At 51.8% G+C, this 17,402-nt stretch carries 13 protein-coding genes; 7 read left to right on the forward strand and 6 right to left on the reverse strand.

Going from position 1 to position 17,402, the window contains the following annotated elements:
* Positions 1 to 45: 45 nt before the first annotated feature.
* The 3 genes from JQN73_RS15115 to JQN73_RS15125 all read right to left on the reverse strand — a co-directional run bounded on the left by JQN73_RS15115 (position 46) and on the right by JQN73_RS15125 (position 6,027).
* The gene (locus JQN73_RS15115; protein WP_205319685.1) at positions 46 to 3,198 is read right to left on the reverse strand and encodes an MdtB/MuxB family multidrug efflux RND transporter permease subunit; all 3,153 of its coding nucleotides are present in this window, start codon (positions 3,196 to 3,198) and stop codon (positions 46 to 48) included.
* Positions 3,199 to 3,306: 108 nt separating this feature from the next.
* A complete protein-coding gene (locus tag JQN73_RS15120; RefSeq protein ID WP_240162283.1) occupies positions 3,307 to 4,731 on the reverse strand; it encodes an MdtA/MuxA family multidrug efflux RND transporter periplasmic adaptor subunit in 1,425 nt (474 codons plus the stop codon).
* 546 nt (positions 4,732 to 5,277) lie between these two features.
* Positions 5,278 to 6,027, reverse strand: a complete 750-nt coding sequence (locus JQN73_RS15125; protein ID WP_240162284.1) for a Spy/CpxP family protein refolding chaperone — start codon at positions 6,025 to 6,027, stop codon at positions 5,278 to 5,280.
* On the opposite strand from JQN73_RS15125, the gene JQN73_RS15130 reads away from it, so the two are divergent.
* The gene (locus tag JQN73_RS15130; RefSeq protein ID WP_205319687.1) at positions 6,026 to 6,757 is read left to right on the forward strand and encodes a response regulator; all 732 of its coding nucleotides are present in this window, start codon (positions 6,026 to 6,028) and stop codon (positions 6,755 to 6,757) included. The two genes, JQN73_RS15125 and JQN73_RS15130, sit on opposite strands and share 2 nt — an antisense overlap.
* Positions 6,754 to 8,139, forward strand: coding sequence for an ATP-binding protein (locus JQN73_RS15135; protein WP_205319688.1), 1,386 nt, complete (start codon positions 6,754 to 6,756; stop codon positions 8,137 to 8,139). The genes JQN73_RS15130 and JQN73_RS15135 overlap by 4 nt, the downstream gene beginning before the upstream one ends.
* Before the next feature lie 315 nt (positions 8,140 to 8,454).
* Here the strand turns inward: JQN73_RS15135 and JQN73_RS15140 are convergent, their stop codons facing one another.
* The gene (locus JQN73_RS15140; RefSeq protein ID WP_370551245.1) at positions 8,455 to 9,015 is read right to left on the reverse strand and encodes a glycine zipper family protein; all 561 of its coding nucleotides are present in this window, start codon (positions 9,013 to 9,015) and stop codon (positions 8,455 to 8,457) included.
* 27 nt (positions 9,016 to 9,042) lie between these two features.
* Positions 9,043 to 9,414: a hypothetical protein gene (locus JQN73_RS15145; protein ID WP_205319689.1), complete on the reverse strand. Its 372-nt coding sequence runs from the start codon at positions 9,412 to 9,414 to the stop codon at positions 9,043 to 9,045.
* Between the two features lie 382 nt (positions 9,415 to 9,796).
* On the opposite strand from JQN73_RS15145, the gene mgrA reads away from it, so the two are divergent.
* Positions 9,797 to 10,831, forward strand: coding sequence for an L-glyceraldehyde 3-phosphate reductase (gene mgrA, locus JQN73_RS15150; protein WP_205319690.1), 1,035 nt, complete (start codon positions 9,797 to 9,799; stop codon positions 10,829 to 10,831).
* Positions 10,832 to 11,016: 185 nt separating this feature from the next.
* On the opposite strand, the gene JQN73_RS15155 is transcribed toward mgrA, so the two are convergent.
* Positions 11,017 to 12,051 carry a GlxA family transcriptional regulator gene (locus JQN73_RS15155; RefSeq protein WP_205319691.1) on the reverse strand — a complete coding sequence of 345 codons (1,035 nt, stop codon included), beginning with the start codon at positions 12,049 to 12,051 and terminating at the stop codon, positions 11,017 to 11,019.
* Between the two features lie 724 nt (positions 12,052 to 12,775).
* Between JQN73_RS15155 and JQN73_RS15160 the strand changes: the two genes are divergently transcribed.
* The 4 genes from JQN73_RS15160 to JQN73_RS15175 all read left to right on the forward strand — a co-directional run bounded on the left by JQN73_RS15160 (position 12,776) and on the right by JQN73_RS15175 (position 17,304).
* The gene (locus JQN73_RS15160) at positions 12,776 to 13,573 is read left to right on the forward strand and encodes an MgtC/SapB family protein (protein ID WP_205319692.1); all 798 of its coding nucleotides are present in this window, start codon (positions 12,776 to 12,778) and stop codon (positions 13,571 to 13,573) included.
* 798 nt (positions 13,574 to 14,371) lie between these two features.
* The gene (locus tag JQN73_RS15165; RefSeq protein WP_205319693.1) at positions 14,372 to 15,646 is read left to right on the forward strand and encodes a serine hydroxymethyltransferase; all 1,275 of its coding nucleotides are present in this window, start codon (positions 14,372 to 14,374) and stop codon (positions 15,644 to 15,646) included.
* 97 nt (positions 15,647 to 15,743) lie between these two features.
* Entirely contained in the window at positions 15,744 to 16,715 is a 972-nt protein-coding gene (locus tag JQN73_RS15170; RefSeq protein WP_205319694.1) for a dipeptidase, read from the forward strand.
* A gap of 64 nt (positions 16,716 to 16,779) precedes the next feature.
* Positions 16,780 to 17,304: a DUF5943 domain-containing protein gene (locus tag JQN73_RS15175; protein ID WP_205319695.1), complete on the forward strand. Its 525-nt coding sequence runs from the start codon at positions 16,780 to 16,782 to the stop codon at positions 17,302 to 17,304.
* The last annotated feature ends 98 nt before the right edge of the window (positions 17,305 to 17,402 follow it).

The following is a 17,402-nucleotide window of genomic DNA, read 5'->3' on the forward strand; positions in this document are numbered from 1 at the left end:
TTCAGGCCCGATTCGGTCGCTTGTTTAATCAACATAGCCACGCAATCAAGGCCGCGCTGGTTCAGTAGGCATGCGTTCAGTCTGATCGTCGTCGTCCTCAGAGTCGTCGCTATCGGCCTTACCGAAGCGCGCCTTAAAGCGCCGCGACAGACGGTCAAACGCCAGATAAATAACCGGCGTCGTGAACAACGTTAAAACTTGCGACACCAGCAAACCGCCGACCATGGTGATACCCAAAGGCTGACGTAGCTCCGAGCCAACGCCGGTGCCAAGCATCAGCGGCAAAGCACCCAGCAGCGCAGCCATGGTCGTCATCAAGATCGGCCGGAAACGCAACAGACAGGCTTGAAAGATCGCCTCCCGTGGTGCCAGACCTTCGTTGCGCTCGGCATCCAGCGCAAAGTCGATCATCATAATTGCGTTCTTTTTGACGATACCGATCAACAAGATGATACCGATGATGCCGATAATCCCCAGATCGTTACCGGAGATCATCAATGACAATAACGCGCCCACTCCGGCTGAAGGCAAAGTGGAAAGAATCGTAATTGGATGGATATAACTTTCGTACAACACGCCCAGCACGATATACATCGTGATGATGGCAGCCAGGATCAGCCAAAGGGTATTACTTAGCGAAGCCTGAAATGCCAGCGCAGCACCCTGGAAGCGGGTTTGGATACTGACTGGTAATCCGATTTCTTTCTCAGCAACGCGGATCGCATCGACCGCGGCACCCAACGAAGCGCCGGGCGCCAGATTAAATGAAATCGTGGTGGCCGGGAACTGGCCTATATGATTGACCACCAGAGGGGAGTTGCGCTCACTGACGGTGGCAATACTGGACAGGGGAACCTGATTGCCATCCGCTGCGACCAGGAAAATACTGTCCAGCGCAGACGGTCCCTTCTGGAATTGCGGTTGTACTTCCATCACCACCCGATATTGATTGGACTGTGTGTAAATGGTGGAAATCAGACGTTGACCAAACGAGTTATAGAGGGCGTTGTCGATTGCGGCGGTTGTCAGACCAAGGCGCGATGCGGCGTTACGGTCAATCTCAATATAGGCTTGCAGGCCCATATCCTGCTGATTGCTGGCGACGTCAGCCAACATCGGCAATTGCTGGAGTTTATCGATGAGTTTAGGCACCCATTTTGTCAGTTCGGCACCGTTCGCATCTTCGACACTGAATTGGTATTGGGTACGACTGACGCTGTCTTCGATGGTGAGATCTTGCACCGGCTGCATGTATAAAGTGATACCAGGCACATCGCGCGCCAACTTGGGTTGTAATCGGCGAATCACATCGGTGGCGCTGACATCGCGGGTATCGTGTGGCTTGAGATTGATGAGAATACGGCCGCTATTGAGAGTGGTATTAGTGCCGTCAACGCCGATGAAAGAGGACAAGCTCTCCACCGCAGGATCTTCCAATACCACTTTTGCCAAGGCTTGCTGGCGTTCTGCCATAGCACCGAAAGAGGAGGATTGCGAAGCTTCCGAAATGCCCTGAATGACACCGGTGTCCTGAATCGGAAAGAATCCCTTGGGGATAAAAATATATAACACAACGGTTAATGCTAAAGTCCCGAGCGCGACCACCAGTGTCGCGTTTTGATGTTCCAGTACCCAGTTTAAGGCTTTGCCGTAGCGGGCAATGATATTGTCAAAAAAAGCGCCGCTTTTGCGATAAAACCAGCTTTGTTCCTCCTCAGGGGTATGACGCAGCAGCTTGGCGCACATCATCGGCGTCAGTGTCAGAGAAATAAAGGCCGAAATCAGGATCGCGACCGCCAGGGTAATGGCAAACTCGCGGAATAAGCGGCCGACCACGTCGCCCATGAACAGCAAAGGAATTAACACCGCGATCAGAGAAAATGTCAGCGAAATGATGGTAAAACCGATTTGCTCAGCACCTTTTAAGGCGGCTTGCAGCGGCTTCATACCTTGCTCTATGTAGCGGGAAATATTCTCGATCATCACAATCGCGTCATCGACCACAAATCCGGTCGCAATGGTCAGGGCCATCAGCGTCAGGTTATTGATCGAAAATCCTGCCATATACATAATGCCGAAGGTCCCGACCAGTGACAGCGGCACGGCAACACTCGGGATAATGGTAGCGGGGATGTTGCGCAGAAAGACGAAGATCACCATCACTACCAATATCACCGCCAGAATCAACTCGAATTCCACATCTTTGACGGACGCGCGAATGGTCGTGGTACGGTCAGTCAGTATCTTGACATCGATAGCGCCGGGTAATGTGTCTTGTAGGCTTGGCAGGATTTTTTTGATGCTATCAACAACCCCGATGACATTGGCGCCCGGTTGGCGCTGGATGTTCAGAATCACGGCTGGCGCATTATTGGCCCACGCCGCAAGTCGAATATTTTCTGCGTCATCAACCACATCACCGATATCGGAGACGCGAATGGCAGCACCATTTTTATAGGCGATGATCAGATTGCGGTATTCATCGGCAGAAGATAACTGGTCGTTGGCATCGATGGTCGAAGCGCGGGTCGGGCCGTCGAAACTACCTTTTGCCTGATTCACATTGGCGTTACCAATGGCAGTCCGAATGTCATCCAGATTCAGGCCGAGTGCTGCTACTGCACGTGGATTGAGTTGTAACCGTACTGCAGGGCGTTGACCGCCGGACAGACTGACCAGACCAACGCCCGGCACCTGCGAGATCTTTTGTGCGAGTCGGGTGTCGATCAGATCTTGTACCTTAGGCAATGGTAACGTTTTTGACGTTATGGCCAGCGACAAAATCGGTGTGTCCGCCGGATTGACTTTGTTATAAATCGGTGGGGTAGGCAAATCTGACGGCAACAAGTTTCCGGCTGCGTTGATCGCTGCCTGCACTTCTTGTTCGGCGATGTCCAGACTGAGGGCCAACGTAAACTGGAGCGTAATGACCGATGCGCCGCCAGAACTGGTGGACGACATTTGGTTGAGCCCAGGCATCTGACCAAACTGACGCTCTAACGGTGCTGTGACCGAAGAGGTCATCACGTCCGGACTGGCACCGGGATAAAGCGTCACCACCTGGATTGTTGGATAGTCAACTTCCGGCAACGCCGATAACGGTAACTGCTTATAGGCGACGATACCGGCCAAAAAGATGGCGACCATCATTAAGGTGGTGGCGATTGGTCGGAGAATAAATTGCCGGGATGGATTCATGCGCTATGATCGTCGTTATACGTTGATGAGTCGTCAGTTGCCTGAGTTGCCTGGATCGCCACTTTGCGCGAAGGCTAAGTGGCGATATTTGCGTATTTCAGATTACGGTTACTTAGCTGGCTGTGGGGCTGGCTGGTCGGTTGTCTGCGCTGGCCGTTTATGCTTTTCACCGCCAGTGCTGGAAGCGGTATCGGCGCTCGCATCCGCGCTTGCAGTTGCACTTGCACTGGCGGAAGCTCCCTGACCAGCTTGATGGCGATGACCGTGTTTCTGCGTAGCCGCTGGGTTTGGAGCATCGGCGAGTGCGCCGCCCGCACCGCGCATGACTGGCTCCACTTTGGCACCTTCACGGAGTTTATCGATACCATCAACCACCACAATTTCGCCCGCAGTGATTCCCTTGGCGATGGACGTATTCTGTCCTTCAACCGGGCCGACGGTTACCGCACGAATAGTCACCGTTTTATCCGCTTTGACGACGTAGACAAAGTTTCCGCTACTGCCACGCTGGATTGCTGCGCTTGGAATCACGGTCGCGCCGGATAGCGTATCGAGCAGCATCCGGACGTTGACGAACTGGCTTGGAAATAAGGCGAAGTCAGCATTGGGGAAAACTGCCTTCAATTTGACCGTGCCTGTAGTGGCATCTACCTGATTGTCGATCGTCAAAAATTGGCCGCTGGCCAGATTGTTGGCCTGGGCGCGATCCCACGCTTGGGTTGGCAGGGTTTTCCCGGCCTGAATTTGTTTCATGACGCTGGGAATATTGTCTTCCGGGACGCTAAAGATGGCGGTAATTGGTTGCAACTGAGTAATAATCACGATGCCGTTGGCGTCCGAGGCATGCACAATATTTCCCAGATCAACCTGCCGCAAACCAAGGCGACCGCTAATCGGAGCGGTCACACGTGAATAAAGCAGCTGTAAACGGGCATTATCTAATGTACCCTGATCTGATTGAACGGTACCGCCATATTGTTTGACCAACGCCGCCTGTGTATCGACCAACTGACTAGCGATCGAATCTTGGGCCAACAGTGTCTGGTAGCGCTTCAAGTCAATTTGCGCGGCCTTCAGCAATGCAGTGTCATGTCCCAGCTGACCCTCTGCCTGCGTGACCAGAACCTGGTAAGGACGAGGATCAAGTTCAGCCAGCAAATCGCCCGCTTTGACCATCTGACCTTCTTTGAAATGCAACTTCATCAATTGGCCATCGACCCGACTTTTTACCGTTGCTGTGGATTCCGGGGTGACGCTACCGAGGCCCGAAAGATAGATATGGACATCGGAGACCGTGGCGCTGGCAACACCAACCGGCATCACGCTATTTGCGCCGCCCGCGCCAGGCCCGCCGCGTCGACCTTTGCCGCCGCTTTGACTGGTCGTGTCGCCTTGACTATTGGCAGGTTGGGTAATACGACCCCAAAAAAAATATGCCGCGCCACCCAATACGATGATCAACAATAGCCACCACCACCGTCGGAACGACCTGTCAGGCTTATTTTCCATGGTGTTCGGCTGTTTTGTTGACATAGGATTTTGATTATTCGGTGGTGGGGTTGTGTTCATCGCGGGCCGGAAGTCAGTCAATCGTTGGTAAGTTGGTGCAGTGTAACGAGTAAATTTTACCAGCGTAATATTTCACGCAAACTATTACAAAGTCCAGGAAATCAAACTTAAGTAAAGCGCCAGGTTGTGAGCATACTGCCGTTGTTGCCTGTTTTGACAAGTGCGTCACGGGCGTCACGGGCGTCACGGGCGCAAGGTTCTGGTAACAATCGGAAAAGGGCTATTTAAACACGTTTGTATTCATTGGAATGGTTTCATATCTCGTTTGTTCGGCACAGGCAATTTTCATAATAGCCCAGGCGATCGTCCAAAAGCCTCGTACAGTGGGTGCGAGGCTTTTCGGAAGTTGCGACTGGGTATTTAAATACTAATAAATTAACTTTTTACATCAAGCGACCTTGGTAGACGTTAAGACGCTAGTCGGTACAAATGGATATTGACAGTCACAGCCCAGGAATGTAACACCTATCTGATTTCACTCCTTTGGTAACGGTTTCCTGGCGACTACTCTTACATGCCGCGTTGTCCACCCCATGGACCGCGATGACCGCGGTGTTCGTGGATAAAATGTTTATCCAGAATTTTTTGTTGATCTGGCGTCAACACTGCATAGAATTGCTTCAATGCCGCAGCACGGTCACTCATACGCGCTTCCATTTTTTTCATAAATTCGATGCGATGATCCATGCGTTCAGGAGCTGTTTGTTTGGCCCACTCTTCCTTGGTTGGACGCTGCATCGGCATGGCTGAACGATTTGGTCTCATTTGGGATATATAAGTTTTCCATGCACCTTCCTGCGCTGGCGTAATTTTCAGCGCTGTATGCAGTTTTGCTTCACGCTTTGCCATACGCGCTTCAAATTTCGCGCGCTGTTCTGCGGTGGGCGGTTGGTGCATTGGCGCGTTGTCCGATTGCGCGATGGCTTTTTCAACTGCAGGAGCGCCACCAGTAGTGTTCTGTGCGAAGGCGGTCATCCCCATGGCACTAATGCCAATAGCGGTGATGCCGATTAAAAGTTGTTTGCGAAGCTTAACCATGATGAATCCTTTCAGGGAGAGTATCTGGGGCAGGTAATCCTGCACAGAACTTATTAAACCGCATCCGTGTATCAACACTCTTTCGCTGTGCCGTTGGTTTGTAACCCTCTGTGTTTGGTGGGCTTTACTTTGTATCGCATTGTATCCAGATGCGGTTTGGATATGAGAATATACAAAATTAGCTTCGCCATCGCCTTCATCAATTGCCATAATCAAGCCCATGGATACTACTGCTCATATATTGGTGGTCGATGACGACCGCGAAATCCGTACCTTGCTGGCCGAATATCTCGATGCCAACGGTTTGCGTACATCAACAGCCAACAACGGTGCGGAAATGCGCCGGGTATTGGAGGAGGCACGCGTTGATCTGATCGTGCTCGATCTCACCTTGCCCGGTGAAGACGGATTAACGCTTTGCCGCACCTTACGGGCGCATCCGACGCATTTCGGGATTCCCGTGATTATGTTGACTGCCCGCGGCGAACCGCTTGATCGGATTCTCGGACTTGAGATGGGTGCCGACGATTATTTATCCAAGCCATTTGAACCGCGCGAACTGTTTGCCCGCATCCGCAGCGTGTTGCGCCGAACCCAGGCGCTGCCGCCAAATATGGCAACCCCGGAAGCGCAGCAAATTCAGTTTGCCGGTCTGACGCTAGACCTGATCGCCCGCCATCTGGTGAATCGTGACGGCGTGGTAGTCGCGTTGTCGGGAGCGGAGTACCGGATTTTGAAAGTTTTTCTCGATCATCCGAACCGTATTCTCAACCGCGACCAATTACTGGAGCTGACGCAGGGCCGCGAAGCCGATCCGTTTGATCGTTCGGTCGATATTCAAATCAGCCGTTTGCGCCAAAAACTGGGCGACGATGCCCGCACGCCGAGTATCATTAAAACGGTGCGGAACGAAGGGTACGTTCTGGCGACTTCGGTCTCGGTCGATTCGTGAAGCGGTTCTTTGATTCTGTCGCAAATCGGGTATTTTTGATTTTGCTGGCGGGTGTTTTGGTGGCTGCTGGCACCACCAGTTGGTTGGCCGATAACGAACGCCGAAACGCATTCCGTGAGCTGTATGATTTTCGGATTGCCGAAAGGGTAGAGCAGATTGTGTTGTCGCTCGATGGTGTTAGCCCCGATATGCGGGAGACGGTGCTGCAAGCGAGTGAAAACTTTGGATTGGAAGCAAGTCTGGCGAAGGATACCGAAAATGTGGTCCCTGAAAATGCCTCCCTTGCGGCCTTGTTAACAAAGCGTCTGGGGACGAATCGCCAGATTGTTGTATCCAAGCAGATCGGGTGCAACTGGCGCCTCGATCGACCCGGACCTCCCGGTAGCCCGCCCCAGCGCGAGCGCCCACGGTTTGACGAGTGTCAGGTTATATATGTCAGCTTATTGGACGGCTCGTTACTCAAATTGAAGCTACGGATGATGCGCGATCCTGGAGGATTGCGCGGTCGCCCGCCAGGTTTGCCCTCCTTGTCGCCGTATTTCGCCTTATTCCTGGTGTTGATCGGATTACTTGCCTACATCGTCGCAAAGATGACGGCACGTCCGATTAGACGGCTGGCTGAAGCGGCGTCCGCGTTGGGCCGTGACATTGATCGTCCGCCTTTAACGGCAGCCGGGCCAACGGAAATCCGGCAAGCGGCAAATGCATTCAACGCAATGCAGGCAAGGATCAAACGCCAAATTCAGCATCGCACCCATATGCTGGCGGCGATCACGCATGATTTGCAAACGCCGTTGACGCGATTGCGGCTGAGGTTTGAAAAAGTTAGTGATCTTGATTTACGCCATAAATTAATTGAGGATTTGGCTGTTATGCAAGGTATGGTGCGCGAGGGCCTGGACTTGGCACGCAGCATGGATTCGGCTGAAGCAATGCAATTGCTAGACATTGATTCGCTGCTCGATAGTGTATGTGCCGATGCCGCCGATGCGGGTCAGGATGTGACGTTGAGCGGGCAGACGCGCGCGTCGATTATGGCGCAGCCTAATGCCTTGCGTCGCTGCCTGACCAATCTGGTTGACAACGCGGTGAAGTACGGACGGTTTGCACGTTTGGAAATTACCCGTGAAGGCGTGGGTGATCAGTGTTATATCGTTATTACGGTGCGGGATGGCGGTGCGGGTATTCCTGAAGATCAACTGGCTGCGGTATTTGAACCGTTTTTCCGTCTTGAAACGTCTCGTTCGCGGGATACTGGAGGGACGGGGTTAGGGTTGACGATTGCGCGGAATATTGCTGAGAACCATCGGGGGAAGTTGGTGTTGCGGAATCATTTGGAGGGTGGTTTGGAGGTGGTTTTGAAGTTGCCGGGTAATGGGTAATAGGCGGGGATTTTAGGTCGTCGTTGGTTAATACGGTTTGGACTCTCTAGACGCGGGTGGGGGGGCGACGGTTAATTACGTTCATCTTTAATTAATAAGGTTACTGCTCCGTGGAGGCTTGTCGGGGGTAGCGCCACGGAGCAATAGCCGTGTTAATTAGAAATGGACGTTAGCCGTAATTGAAGCCACGCAAAACACGCCATTCAAGAAAAAGACACCAAAGTCGGGACCGCGCGCAAAAAAAAGCCCGCCTCCAAATTCAGAAGCAGACTTTTTTTAAAACATTCCTTACACGTGCCAATAACTCAACCCAAATCAATAAGGCACATAATCCGGCGGGGTGTTATAGCCACGTTGCTGCGGAGCATAATAATCAGGCGGCGGCGCAGGCGCATAGCGAGGGCGACGATTATCATCATAGCCTGCCGGCACCGGAACCCGGTTACCCTTCGCATACATACACTGCGTGTACACATTGTTATATTGGCGCTGTATGCCAGCACCACTACGATCAGCATTGTTACTCGCCGCGGAGCTGCCGACCAACAACCCACCACCGGCACCAATCGCAGCACCCGCACCCGCACGACCACTCGCCGCGCCGATTAACGCGCCGACCGTGGCACCGATCAACGTACCCGCCACCGCAGTGCCAGTCGCATTATCGGCTGTAGCCTGCCCAGCTCCCGGGCCTACACGGTCCTGTGCAGAGCGATGACAATCGTTGTCATCGTTACGGAACTGGTCGTAACTTTTACCAGCGCCCGGCATCGCCATCACGTTAGGTCCGGTCGGCACGCCAACACAACCACCCAGCATCAACACGGCCGCGGCAGCGAGGATCTTTTTTGGATTGTTTAGAAATGGTTTGTTCACAGTGACACCCTTTTATTTATCTTGAGTTTATCTTGGTTGAGAGTTGTCGGGAACGACCTTTAACCAGCCTTTAGGGCAACGTCCGACCTGCGGATAGTAACCAACCGGATTCGAGCAGTAATATCTGAAATCCTGTCCGTTGGCGACATTATCGTTGCGCTCAACATACGTTTGTTGTTGCGGCTCGATATACACCGGTTGCGGCGCATAATAAACCGGAGGCGGAGCGTAATAAACCGGCGGTGGGCCATAATAATAAGGATCGCCAATACTGATTCCGACGCTCGGACCGTAAAATCCCCCGTGACCATAATAGCCGCCTCGACCCCAAGCGTAACTCGCGCTACTTGCCGCTAGCAAGCTCAACGCTGTTAATGCCAATAAAATGAATTTTTTCATGATGTCTCTCACCATTTGCTTAGTACTTAATCATAATTCCGCCTTTGAACTATTACCAAGCTAAGTTACTTTCGGTTGCAAATCCTGTGGTACAGGAACTAAATTGATACAATTCTCAATAATTTTATTGAGACACATTTCTTGCCAAAATACTGCAAAACGCGTTCGGATTATATATTGCATCTGTATGTGCAACATTTTTTGAAATAGCTTGGCGGGAACAACGCCTGGATAAGTCAGTCACATTAACGGGGCCTGTAGCCATAAGTCCCTTGCTTTAACGGCCCATTCCGGTCGCGTTGGCTTGATTTGACATGGCGATTGCACGTCACCCAATCACTATTTGTTCAAAAGTTATAACTAAAACAAGGATATTTACAGCATGACTTATCACGCATCCACCAAACGCTATGAACAGATGCAGTATCGCTTCTGCGGTCGCAGTGGACTTAAACTTCCATTGTTATCCCTTGGTTTGTGGCACAACTTTGGCGACACTACGACACTGGCGCGTCAACGCGAACTGGTTCACACCGCGTTTGATCACGGGATTACCCATTTTGATCTGGCGAATAATTACGGGCCTCCGTATGGCAGCGCAGAAACCAATTTCGGTCGCATCCTCAAGGAAGATTTAAAGCCCTATCGAGATGAACTGATTATTTCCACCAAAGCCGGTTGGGACATGTGGCCTGGTCCTTATGGACAGGGCGGCGGCTCGCGCAAATACGTGTTGGCCAGCCTCGATCAGAGTTTGCAACGGCTGGGTCTGGATTATGTGGATATCTTTTATTCGCACCGCTTTGATCCAGAAACGCCACTGGAAGAAACCATGAGCGCGTTAGCGACAGCCGTGCAACAAGGCAAAGCCTTGTATGTCGGCGTGTCGTCATACTCTCCCGAAAAAACCCGTGAAGCAGCAGCCTTATTACGTGAATGGAAGGTGCCGTGCCTGATTCATCAGCCTTCTTACAACATGTTCAATCGATGGATTGAGAAAGGTTTGCTGGATGCCCTGGAAGCGGAGGGCATGGGTTGCATCACCTTTACAGCATTGGCGCAGGGCTTGCTCACCGATAAGTATCTGAATGGTATTCCGGACGATGCGCGAGTTAATCAGGCCGGCGGCGGATCGCTGCAAAAAGCGCATTTAAGTCCGGAAAATCTGGAGCGTGTCGGAGCGTTAAACGCAATCGCGATAGCCCGTGGACAAAGTCTGGCGCAGATGGCGTTAGCTTGGGTTTTACGTGATCCGCGTGTGACTACCACCTTGATTGGAGCCAGTAGTCCGGCGCAGATTATCGAAAATGTCGCTGCATTGCAACGTCTGGATTTTTCCAGCCAGGAGCTGGCCGCGATTGATGTGCAGGCGCAAGAAGGCGGTATCAATTTGTGGGCGAAGTCCTCTCAGGGATAACTTTCATAAGCCGGTCTGATTTTCGCGCCAAAATCGAGAAGGCCTGCAGAAGTGCAGGCCTGAGCCATAATTTAGAGTTTCTAAAAGTCGTTTGGCCGGGCAACCAAAAAAGTAGAATGATCTTATAGGCGGCGGTAGGTTTTTCAGTTCCTACGGCACGCCTCGCCAGCACCAGGCTTTGGTCTCTAAGCTACGTACCCCGCTGGTTCACATTGGGCCGCTGCTGTCTGGCTTAATAAAGGCAGTGAGATAGAGACCGAGGCTTGTTTGCGCCGTTCAGAGCTCGGTGCAACATTGAACACCTCGCGATAAGTTTTGCTAAAATGGCATGCTGACTGAAAACCGCATGCCATCGTAATACTAAGAATTGACATGTCGGTTTGGCGTAATAATTCACGTGCCTTGCGTAAACGCAGCGTCAGGTAGTAATGCGTTGGCGACATTCCCATATGCTCCTTAAACATACGCTGAAGCTGTCGCGGCGATGAGTTGGACAGTTGCGCCAGGTCCTCGAGCGACAACGGTTCTTCGATATTTGCTTCCATTAGCGACACGACTTCCACCATGGCAGGCCGTGCCGAATTCATCCGCACCGTTAAGGGCACGCGTTGCTGGTCCTTGTCATCGCGCACATGTTCGAGAATAAACTGATCGGCGATAGCCGCAATAGTCGTCTTTCCCACCTGACGTGAGATCAGATTGAGCATCATATCCAGTGGCGCGATGCCACCGGTACAAGTCAGGCGATCCCGGTCAATCACGAACAGATCTCGCGAAAAAGAAACTGATGGAAATGTGCGACGCAGAGCCGACATGTTTTCCCAATGCGTGGCGCAGACGTAGCCATCCAGCAAGCCTGCTTTAGCCAAGGCGAAGGTGCCGGTGCACAAACTGCCCATTGCGACGCCTTGATTGGCGAAGCTTTGCATGAGTACTAAGGCATCCGAATGAATTGCTGTCTCGATCTCGGTGCCGCCGCAAACAAAAACGACGTCGGGAATGTCTGCCGGATCAGGACGGCCGGATTTTACAGATAGCCCATTACTGGCACATACCATTCCACCTTCCGGCGTAATCACAGACCAGCGATAAAGTGCTTTACCTTCCAGATAGTTGGCCATTCTTAATACTTCGATCGCATTAGAGAAAGCAATCATCGTAAAGTTATAAAGCGGAAGAAAAGCAAAGTGCGAGAAAGACGAAATTTCACTTTTAGACATGACCGACTCCGTTGGCAAACCTCAGCGACGGTCAATGTACCGTCGATTGACTAAAAAAAACAAATGCTTTCGGTTGTGCGGTGCAATAAGCATGCCATTAGGGGGCGCAAGATTTTGGGCTGCTTCTGTGTGCTGCGATAATCTTTAGGCGGTGAGGCGAGTTGCTCCGCCGTCAATATTTGCGTTCCGGAGCTTGGTGAATTACAACAATTTTTTTGCCGTCGCCTCAGGAAAGGTCATCGATAGAGTAAGAATGTTTTAAAAAAATAACGTTTGTGTTTTTGTAAATGCGTCTTCATTACGCTCCCTTTCAGCGCGTGGATGATCCAATTTCGAGCGAAGAACGTGCACATTTGGTGAAGACGAGGATGTTGGTCTGCACCACAACAAAAAATTATATTAGCTTGGTGCGGCAATTGCATTCCCAATTGATGCGCATGCAGCACCGCCCGGAACCATTTCCCGTACCTCAGTTAAAGATGATGCGCTGTGCGGTATTAGTCAACCGATATGCGGGACGGTAGCGCGTTCTGTTGCCACCAGTTCTTGTCGGGAGTGACGCTTCCGTTTGAAAGCGCCGATAGTTTATTCATGGTGCTGACAGTGCAGTTTAACGATGGTGGCAGCTTACCGTGCTGAACGAAAACAGCGCATGTGAGGCGGATTCATGGGGTTAGGTTCTCAGGTACAATTTGGGAAATGATGGGTTGGCATTGGAGAAAGAATGGGCTTCGGTGAGATAGCAGGGCAGGGGTGGCTGCAGATCGGCGAGTTGGGCCTGGCCTTCGTTCTGTCCGCGCTCATCGGTATGGAGCGGGAAATGCGGCAGAAGAGCGCCGGGCTGCGAACGCATACGCTGGTCGGCCTTGGCGCCGCGTTGATTATGCTCATTTCTAAATATGGCTTCACTGACGTCCTCTCGACGGGACTTGTGGTTGTCGATCCTTCGCGCGTCGCCGCCCAAGTCGTCTCGGGCATCGGGTTCATTGGCGGCGGCTTGATTTTCGTGCGCCGTGACAGCGTGCGGGGCCTGACCACTGCGGCCATCGTTTGGCTGACGGCGTCCGTCGGCATGGCCTGCGGAGCCGGTCTTCCCATTCTTGCCGTGCTGGCGACGGCGGCCCACTTCGTCGTCGTCTTCACTTTCCCGCACATAGCACTGCGGCTGCCAAAATCGCGCTGGGCACCGTCGGTGCTTCAAATATCCTACGAGGATGGTCGGGATGTCCTGCGGGACGTGCTGCTGGCTTGTACCCAGCACGACTTTTCAGTCAGCCGCCTCAAGGTCGAACGACCGAGCGACTCGCTCGACTCAGCAGACCCACCGGCTGCCGATGGGAAAGGAATGCTGCCGGCACCAGATGTCGGGCCCGCCTTAACAGGTGCGCAAGCCAAGCGGATCGCGACCGTGGTCCTGGAGGTACAAGGCGTCAAATTGGTCTCGAAACTGGCGGATAGATTATCTACGATTCCTGGTGTCGTTTCCGTCCACGCCGGCGATGTTAACATACCCTCCGACTAGCCCAAAAGGGGTAAGCGGGCAGTTGCGTCGCATTCTAAAACTAGTATTGCGGCGTGAACAGGCAGTACGGAGTGGGCATTATTTTGCTTGGTGGGAACGTAAGTAACGTATCCAACACTATCTTGAGCCAGACGGCGTTATCAATACCGAGATTGGATGAAATTGGGTGCTGAGTTTTTGATTCATGTGGCGATAGGAAAGTAGTCCCAAAATGTGGTGTCGCCATGCGTGGCACTCCAGATCGTCCCCTTAACAATCCGGCTGTTTCGAACCGCCGTAGATTACACTTTCCATCCGCCATCTTAATCTCGGCCGGTTAAAGCGCTGAGGAAGGTCGGCCACGCCCTATGAGGCGCGATGCGCATTGGACGGCGCCCTCGGCAAATTTCACGACAACGTCACGGCAAATCGGTCTACTCACGCACAATTTAAAGAATTGTCACCATTATTCTTTAGATTCATAGACTTAATGAAATTTTCCGGTGAATTTGACTTCACGTAAACGCAACAAGGTCAGGTGGGACTGCAAAAAAAGGCTGGCGTTTTCAGAGTGTACAACGCAATTTTTAATAGCTTACCTTGAGCAGTTACCTCAAACCGGCCTTTTAACCGTCCTTCCACGACTTGCCAAAAAGTGACGGCGTTGTCGTAATTTGAAAGGTTCCCGTCCGCTTTAGGAAATAGCACGGCTTGGCTTAGGACAAGATGTTGTCAACAGAGAGAGTTCAGATTAGCCCTCTCCGAGACGTTAAATCTTCGTGCATTTTTTAATTGCTTGCCTATACCGGACCTGAATTCATGACCTCTATCAATTCTTTTTTTTCGCAGTCCCTCTCCGAGCGTGATGCGCCTGTAATGAATGCCATTGCGCTTGAGCTCGAGCGTCAGCAAGATCAGATCGAAATGATCGCTTCCGAAAACATTGTGTCGCGTGCTGTGCTGGAGGCGCAAGGGTCGGTATTAACCAATAAGTATGCAGAAGGTTACCCGGGGAAACGCTATTACGGTGGCTGCGAGTTCGTCGATCAGATTGAGGTGCTGGCGCTGGAGAGGGTCAAGCAACTGTTTGGGGCCAGCTATGCAAATGTCCAACCCCATTCCGGAGCGCAGGCAAACGGCGCAGTAATGCTGGCATTGGTTAAACCGGGCGATACAGTGCTCGGCATGTCACTCGATGCCGGTGGCCATTTGACGCATGGCGCACGTCCGGCCATGTCGGGAAAATGGTTTAATGCAGTCCAATATGGTGTTCGTCCGGATACCATGTTGATCGATTACGATCAGGTTGAAGCACTGGCGAAAGAACATCAGCCGCGCCTGATCATTGCGGGTTATTCTGCCTATCCGCGCCAGCTCGACTTTGCGCGTTTTCGCGCCATAGCTGATAGCGTCGGCGCGTTATTGATGGTGGACATGGCCCATATAGCAGGGCTGGTTGTTACCGGTCATCATCCCAATCCGATTGCGCATGCGCATGTGGTCACCTCAACTACGCACAAAACCTTGCGCGGTCCACGGGGCGGCTTCATTTTGACTAATCATGAAGATATCGCCAAAAAAATTAACTCCGCGGTGTTTCCAGGATTGCAAGGCGGCCCTTTGATGCACGTCATTGCCGGTAAAGCGGTGGCATTCGGCGAAGCTTTGCAACCGGAATTCAAACAATACATCAGTAACGTTGTTGCCAATGCCAGCGCACTGGGAGAAGTGCTAAAAAGGGGTGGTGTTGATCTGGTGACTGGCGGTACCGAAAATCATTTGCTGCTGGTCGATTTGCGGCCCAAAGGATTAAAGGGAACCGACGTCGAGCATGCCCTTGAACGTGCAGGCATTACCTGTAACAAGAACGGCATTCCCTTTGATACCGAGAAACCGACGATAACGTCCGGCATCCGTTTGGGTACGCCCGCTGGCACTGCGCGTGGCTTTGGCATCGAAGAGTTCCGTACCATCGGTGGTTTGATCGTGGAAGTATTGGACGGCTTGGCCCGCAAACCAGAAGGGTGCTCCGAGACGGAACTAAGCGTCCGATGCCGTGTTCTGTCGATGTGCAAACGGTTTCCGATTTACTGAATTTTTGTGGCGGTTCGACGACTGTTCAGTCGCCACCTAAAAATCAATGTGAAGCAAGAATTTCCTCTCATTTTCGGGTCATCAAGCGGAGCACGCCATGAATGCATTACACCAACAAAGTCTGGTCATCGACGGTCTGAACATTTCAAAATGGGAACGGCCAGTTTTTGAAGATATGAAAAAAGGGGGCCTCAGCGCCGTCAATTGCACCGTCTCGGTATGGGAGAATTTTCAAGGCACAGTCGGCAACATTGTAGATATGAAAAACCTGATCCGCGCCAACTCTGACCTGCTTACATTGGTGCGCGGCGTCGACGATATAACTCGCGCCAAAAAAGAAGGGCGCACAGGCGTGATTCTTGGGTTTCAGAATGCCCATGCATTTGAAGATAATCTAGGCTACATCGAGGTGTTTGCCGAGTTGGGCGTGCGGGTGGTTCAACTCTGCTACAACACTCAAAACATGGTTGGTACCGGTTGCTATGAACGCGATGGTGGTTTGTCTGGCTTTGGCCGCGAAGTTATCGCCGAAATGAATCGGGTCGGTATCATGGTCGACCTTTCCCACGTAGGCGGCAACACCTCCACCGAAGCAATCCTGGCTTCCAGCAAACCAGTGTGCTATTCCCACTGTTTGCCGTCCGGTCTCAAGGAACATCCACGCAACAAGAGCGATGAGCAATTGAAATTTATTGCCGATCACAACGGCTTTATCGGCGTCACCATGTTTCCGCCATTTCTCAAGCGCGGCAGTAATGCAAACGTCGACGATTACGTCGAAGCATTCGACTATGTAATCAATCTGGTGGGTGACGATTGCGTCGGCATTGGCACTGATTTTACCCAAGGATATGGCAAGCCTTTCTTTGAATGGCTGACGCACGATAAAGGTCGTCATCGTCGTCTGACGGATTTCGGCACGGTCACCAATCCTGAAGGTTTTCGTACCATCGGCGACTTTCCGAACCTGACTGTCGCGATGGAACGCGCAGGTTGGAAAGAAGGCCGAATCCGCAAGGTTCTGGGCGAAAACTGGATGCGTGTTTTTGACGATGTCTGGTCCGCTTGATCGCACCGTAAACGTCTTTTAAGCACGTTACATATGAATTCATATTGATGAAGGAAAACGGAAAATGAAACCCCAGCTACCGATAGAAGTCGATGCAGAGACCGGCGTGTGGACCACCGATAGCTTGCCGATGCTTTATGTTCCGCGCCACTTTTTTACAAATAATCATAGCGCCGTAGAAGCTGCGTTGGGACGGGAAAAGTATGCACAGATTCTGTATGACGCAGGTTACAAATCGGCCTACTTCTGGTGCGAAAAAGAAGCCGGACAGCACGGCATGAGTGGACTGGAAGTATATCAACATTATCTCAATCGCCTGTCGCAACGCGGCTGGGGTTTGTTCAGTTTTTCTGAGGTGAATGCACCTGCCGCCTCGGCAAAAATCAAGCTGGTCAATTCATCATTCGTTCTGCAACAACCAGATGCAGAAGGCAAACTTTGCTACATGTTTGCAGGTTGGTTTTCGGGTGCAATGGATTGGGTATCGGACACTACCGGTCAGAAAATAAAATCAACCTGTATTGAAACGCAATGTGCCGGCGAAGGTCATGCGCACTGTGAGTTCACCGTAACGCCTTTGCCATCCTGACAAGCGCAGGTGGCTTAGTTAGCTTAATTAGCTTAATTAGCTCAGGTAGCTTAAGTAGCGGTCGCTCAGAGTTATACCTGTCCATCAGTCCTTTTGGA

This window comes from Glaciimonas sp. PAMC28666, from assembly GCF_016917355.1.
GTDB lineage: Bacteria > Pseudomonadota > Gammaproteobacteria > Burkholderiales > Burkholderiaceae_D > Glaciimonas.

Excerpts from the sequence above, each read along its gene's own strand:
- JQN73_RS15145 (WP_205319689.1), bottom strand. The coding sequence starts at position 9,414 with ATGAAAAAATTCATTTTATTGGCATTAACAGCGTTGAGCTTGCTAGCG.
- JQN73_RS15175 (WP_205319695.1), top strand. The coding sequence starts at position 16,780 with ATGAAACCCCAGCTACCGATAGAAGTCGATGCAGAGACCGGCGTGTGG.
- mgrA (WP_205319690.1), top strand. The coding sequence starts at position 9,797 with ATGACTTATCACGCATCCACCAAACGCTATGAACAGATGCAGTATCGC.
- JQN73_RS15115 (WP_205319685.1), bottom strand. The coding sequence starts at position 3,198 with ATGAATCCATCCCGGCAATTTATTCTCCGACCAATCGCCACCACCTTA.
- JQN73_RS15120 (WP_240162283.1), bottom strand. The coding sequence starts at position 4,731 with ATGTCAACAAAACAGCCGAACACCATGGAAAATAAGCCTGACAGGTCG.
- JQN73_RS15160 (WP_205319692.1), top strand. The coding sequence starts at position 12,776 with ATGGGCTTCGGTGAGATAGCAGGGCAGGGGTGGCTGCAGATCGGCGAG.
- JQN73_RS15165 (WP_205319693.1), top strand. The coding sequence starts at position 14,372 with ATGACCTCTATCAATTCTTTTTTTTCGCAGTCCCTCTCCGAGCGTGAT.
- JQN73_RS15125 (WP_240162284.1), bottom strand. The coding sequence starts at position 6,027 with ATGGGCTTGATTATGGCAATTGATGAAGGCGATGGCGAAGCTAATTTT.
- JQN73_RS15155 (WP_205319691.1), bottom strand. The coding sequence starts at position 12,051 with ATGTCTAAAAGTGAAATTTCGTCTTTCTCGCACTTTGCTTTTCTTCCG.
- JQN73_RS15130 (WP_205319687.1), top strand. The coding sequence starts at position 6,026 with ATGGATACTACTGCTCATATATTGGTGGTCGATGACGACCGCGAAATC.
- JQN73_RS15170 (WP_205319694.1), top strand. The coding sequence starts at position 15,744 with ATGAATGCATTACACCAACAAAGTCTGGTCATCGACGGTCTGAACATT.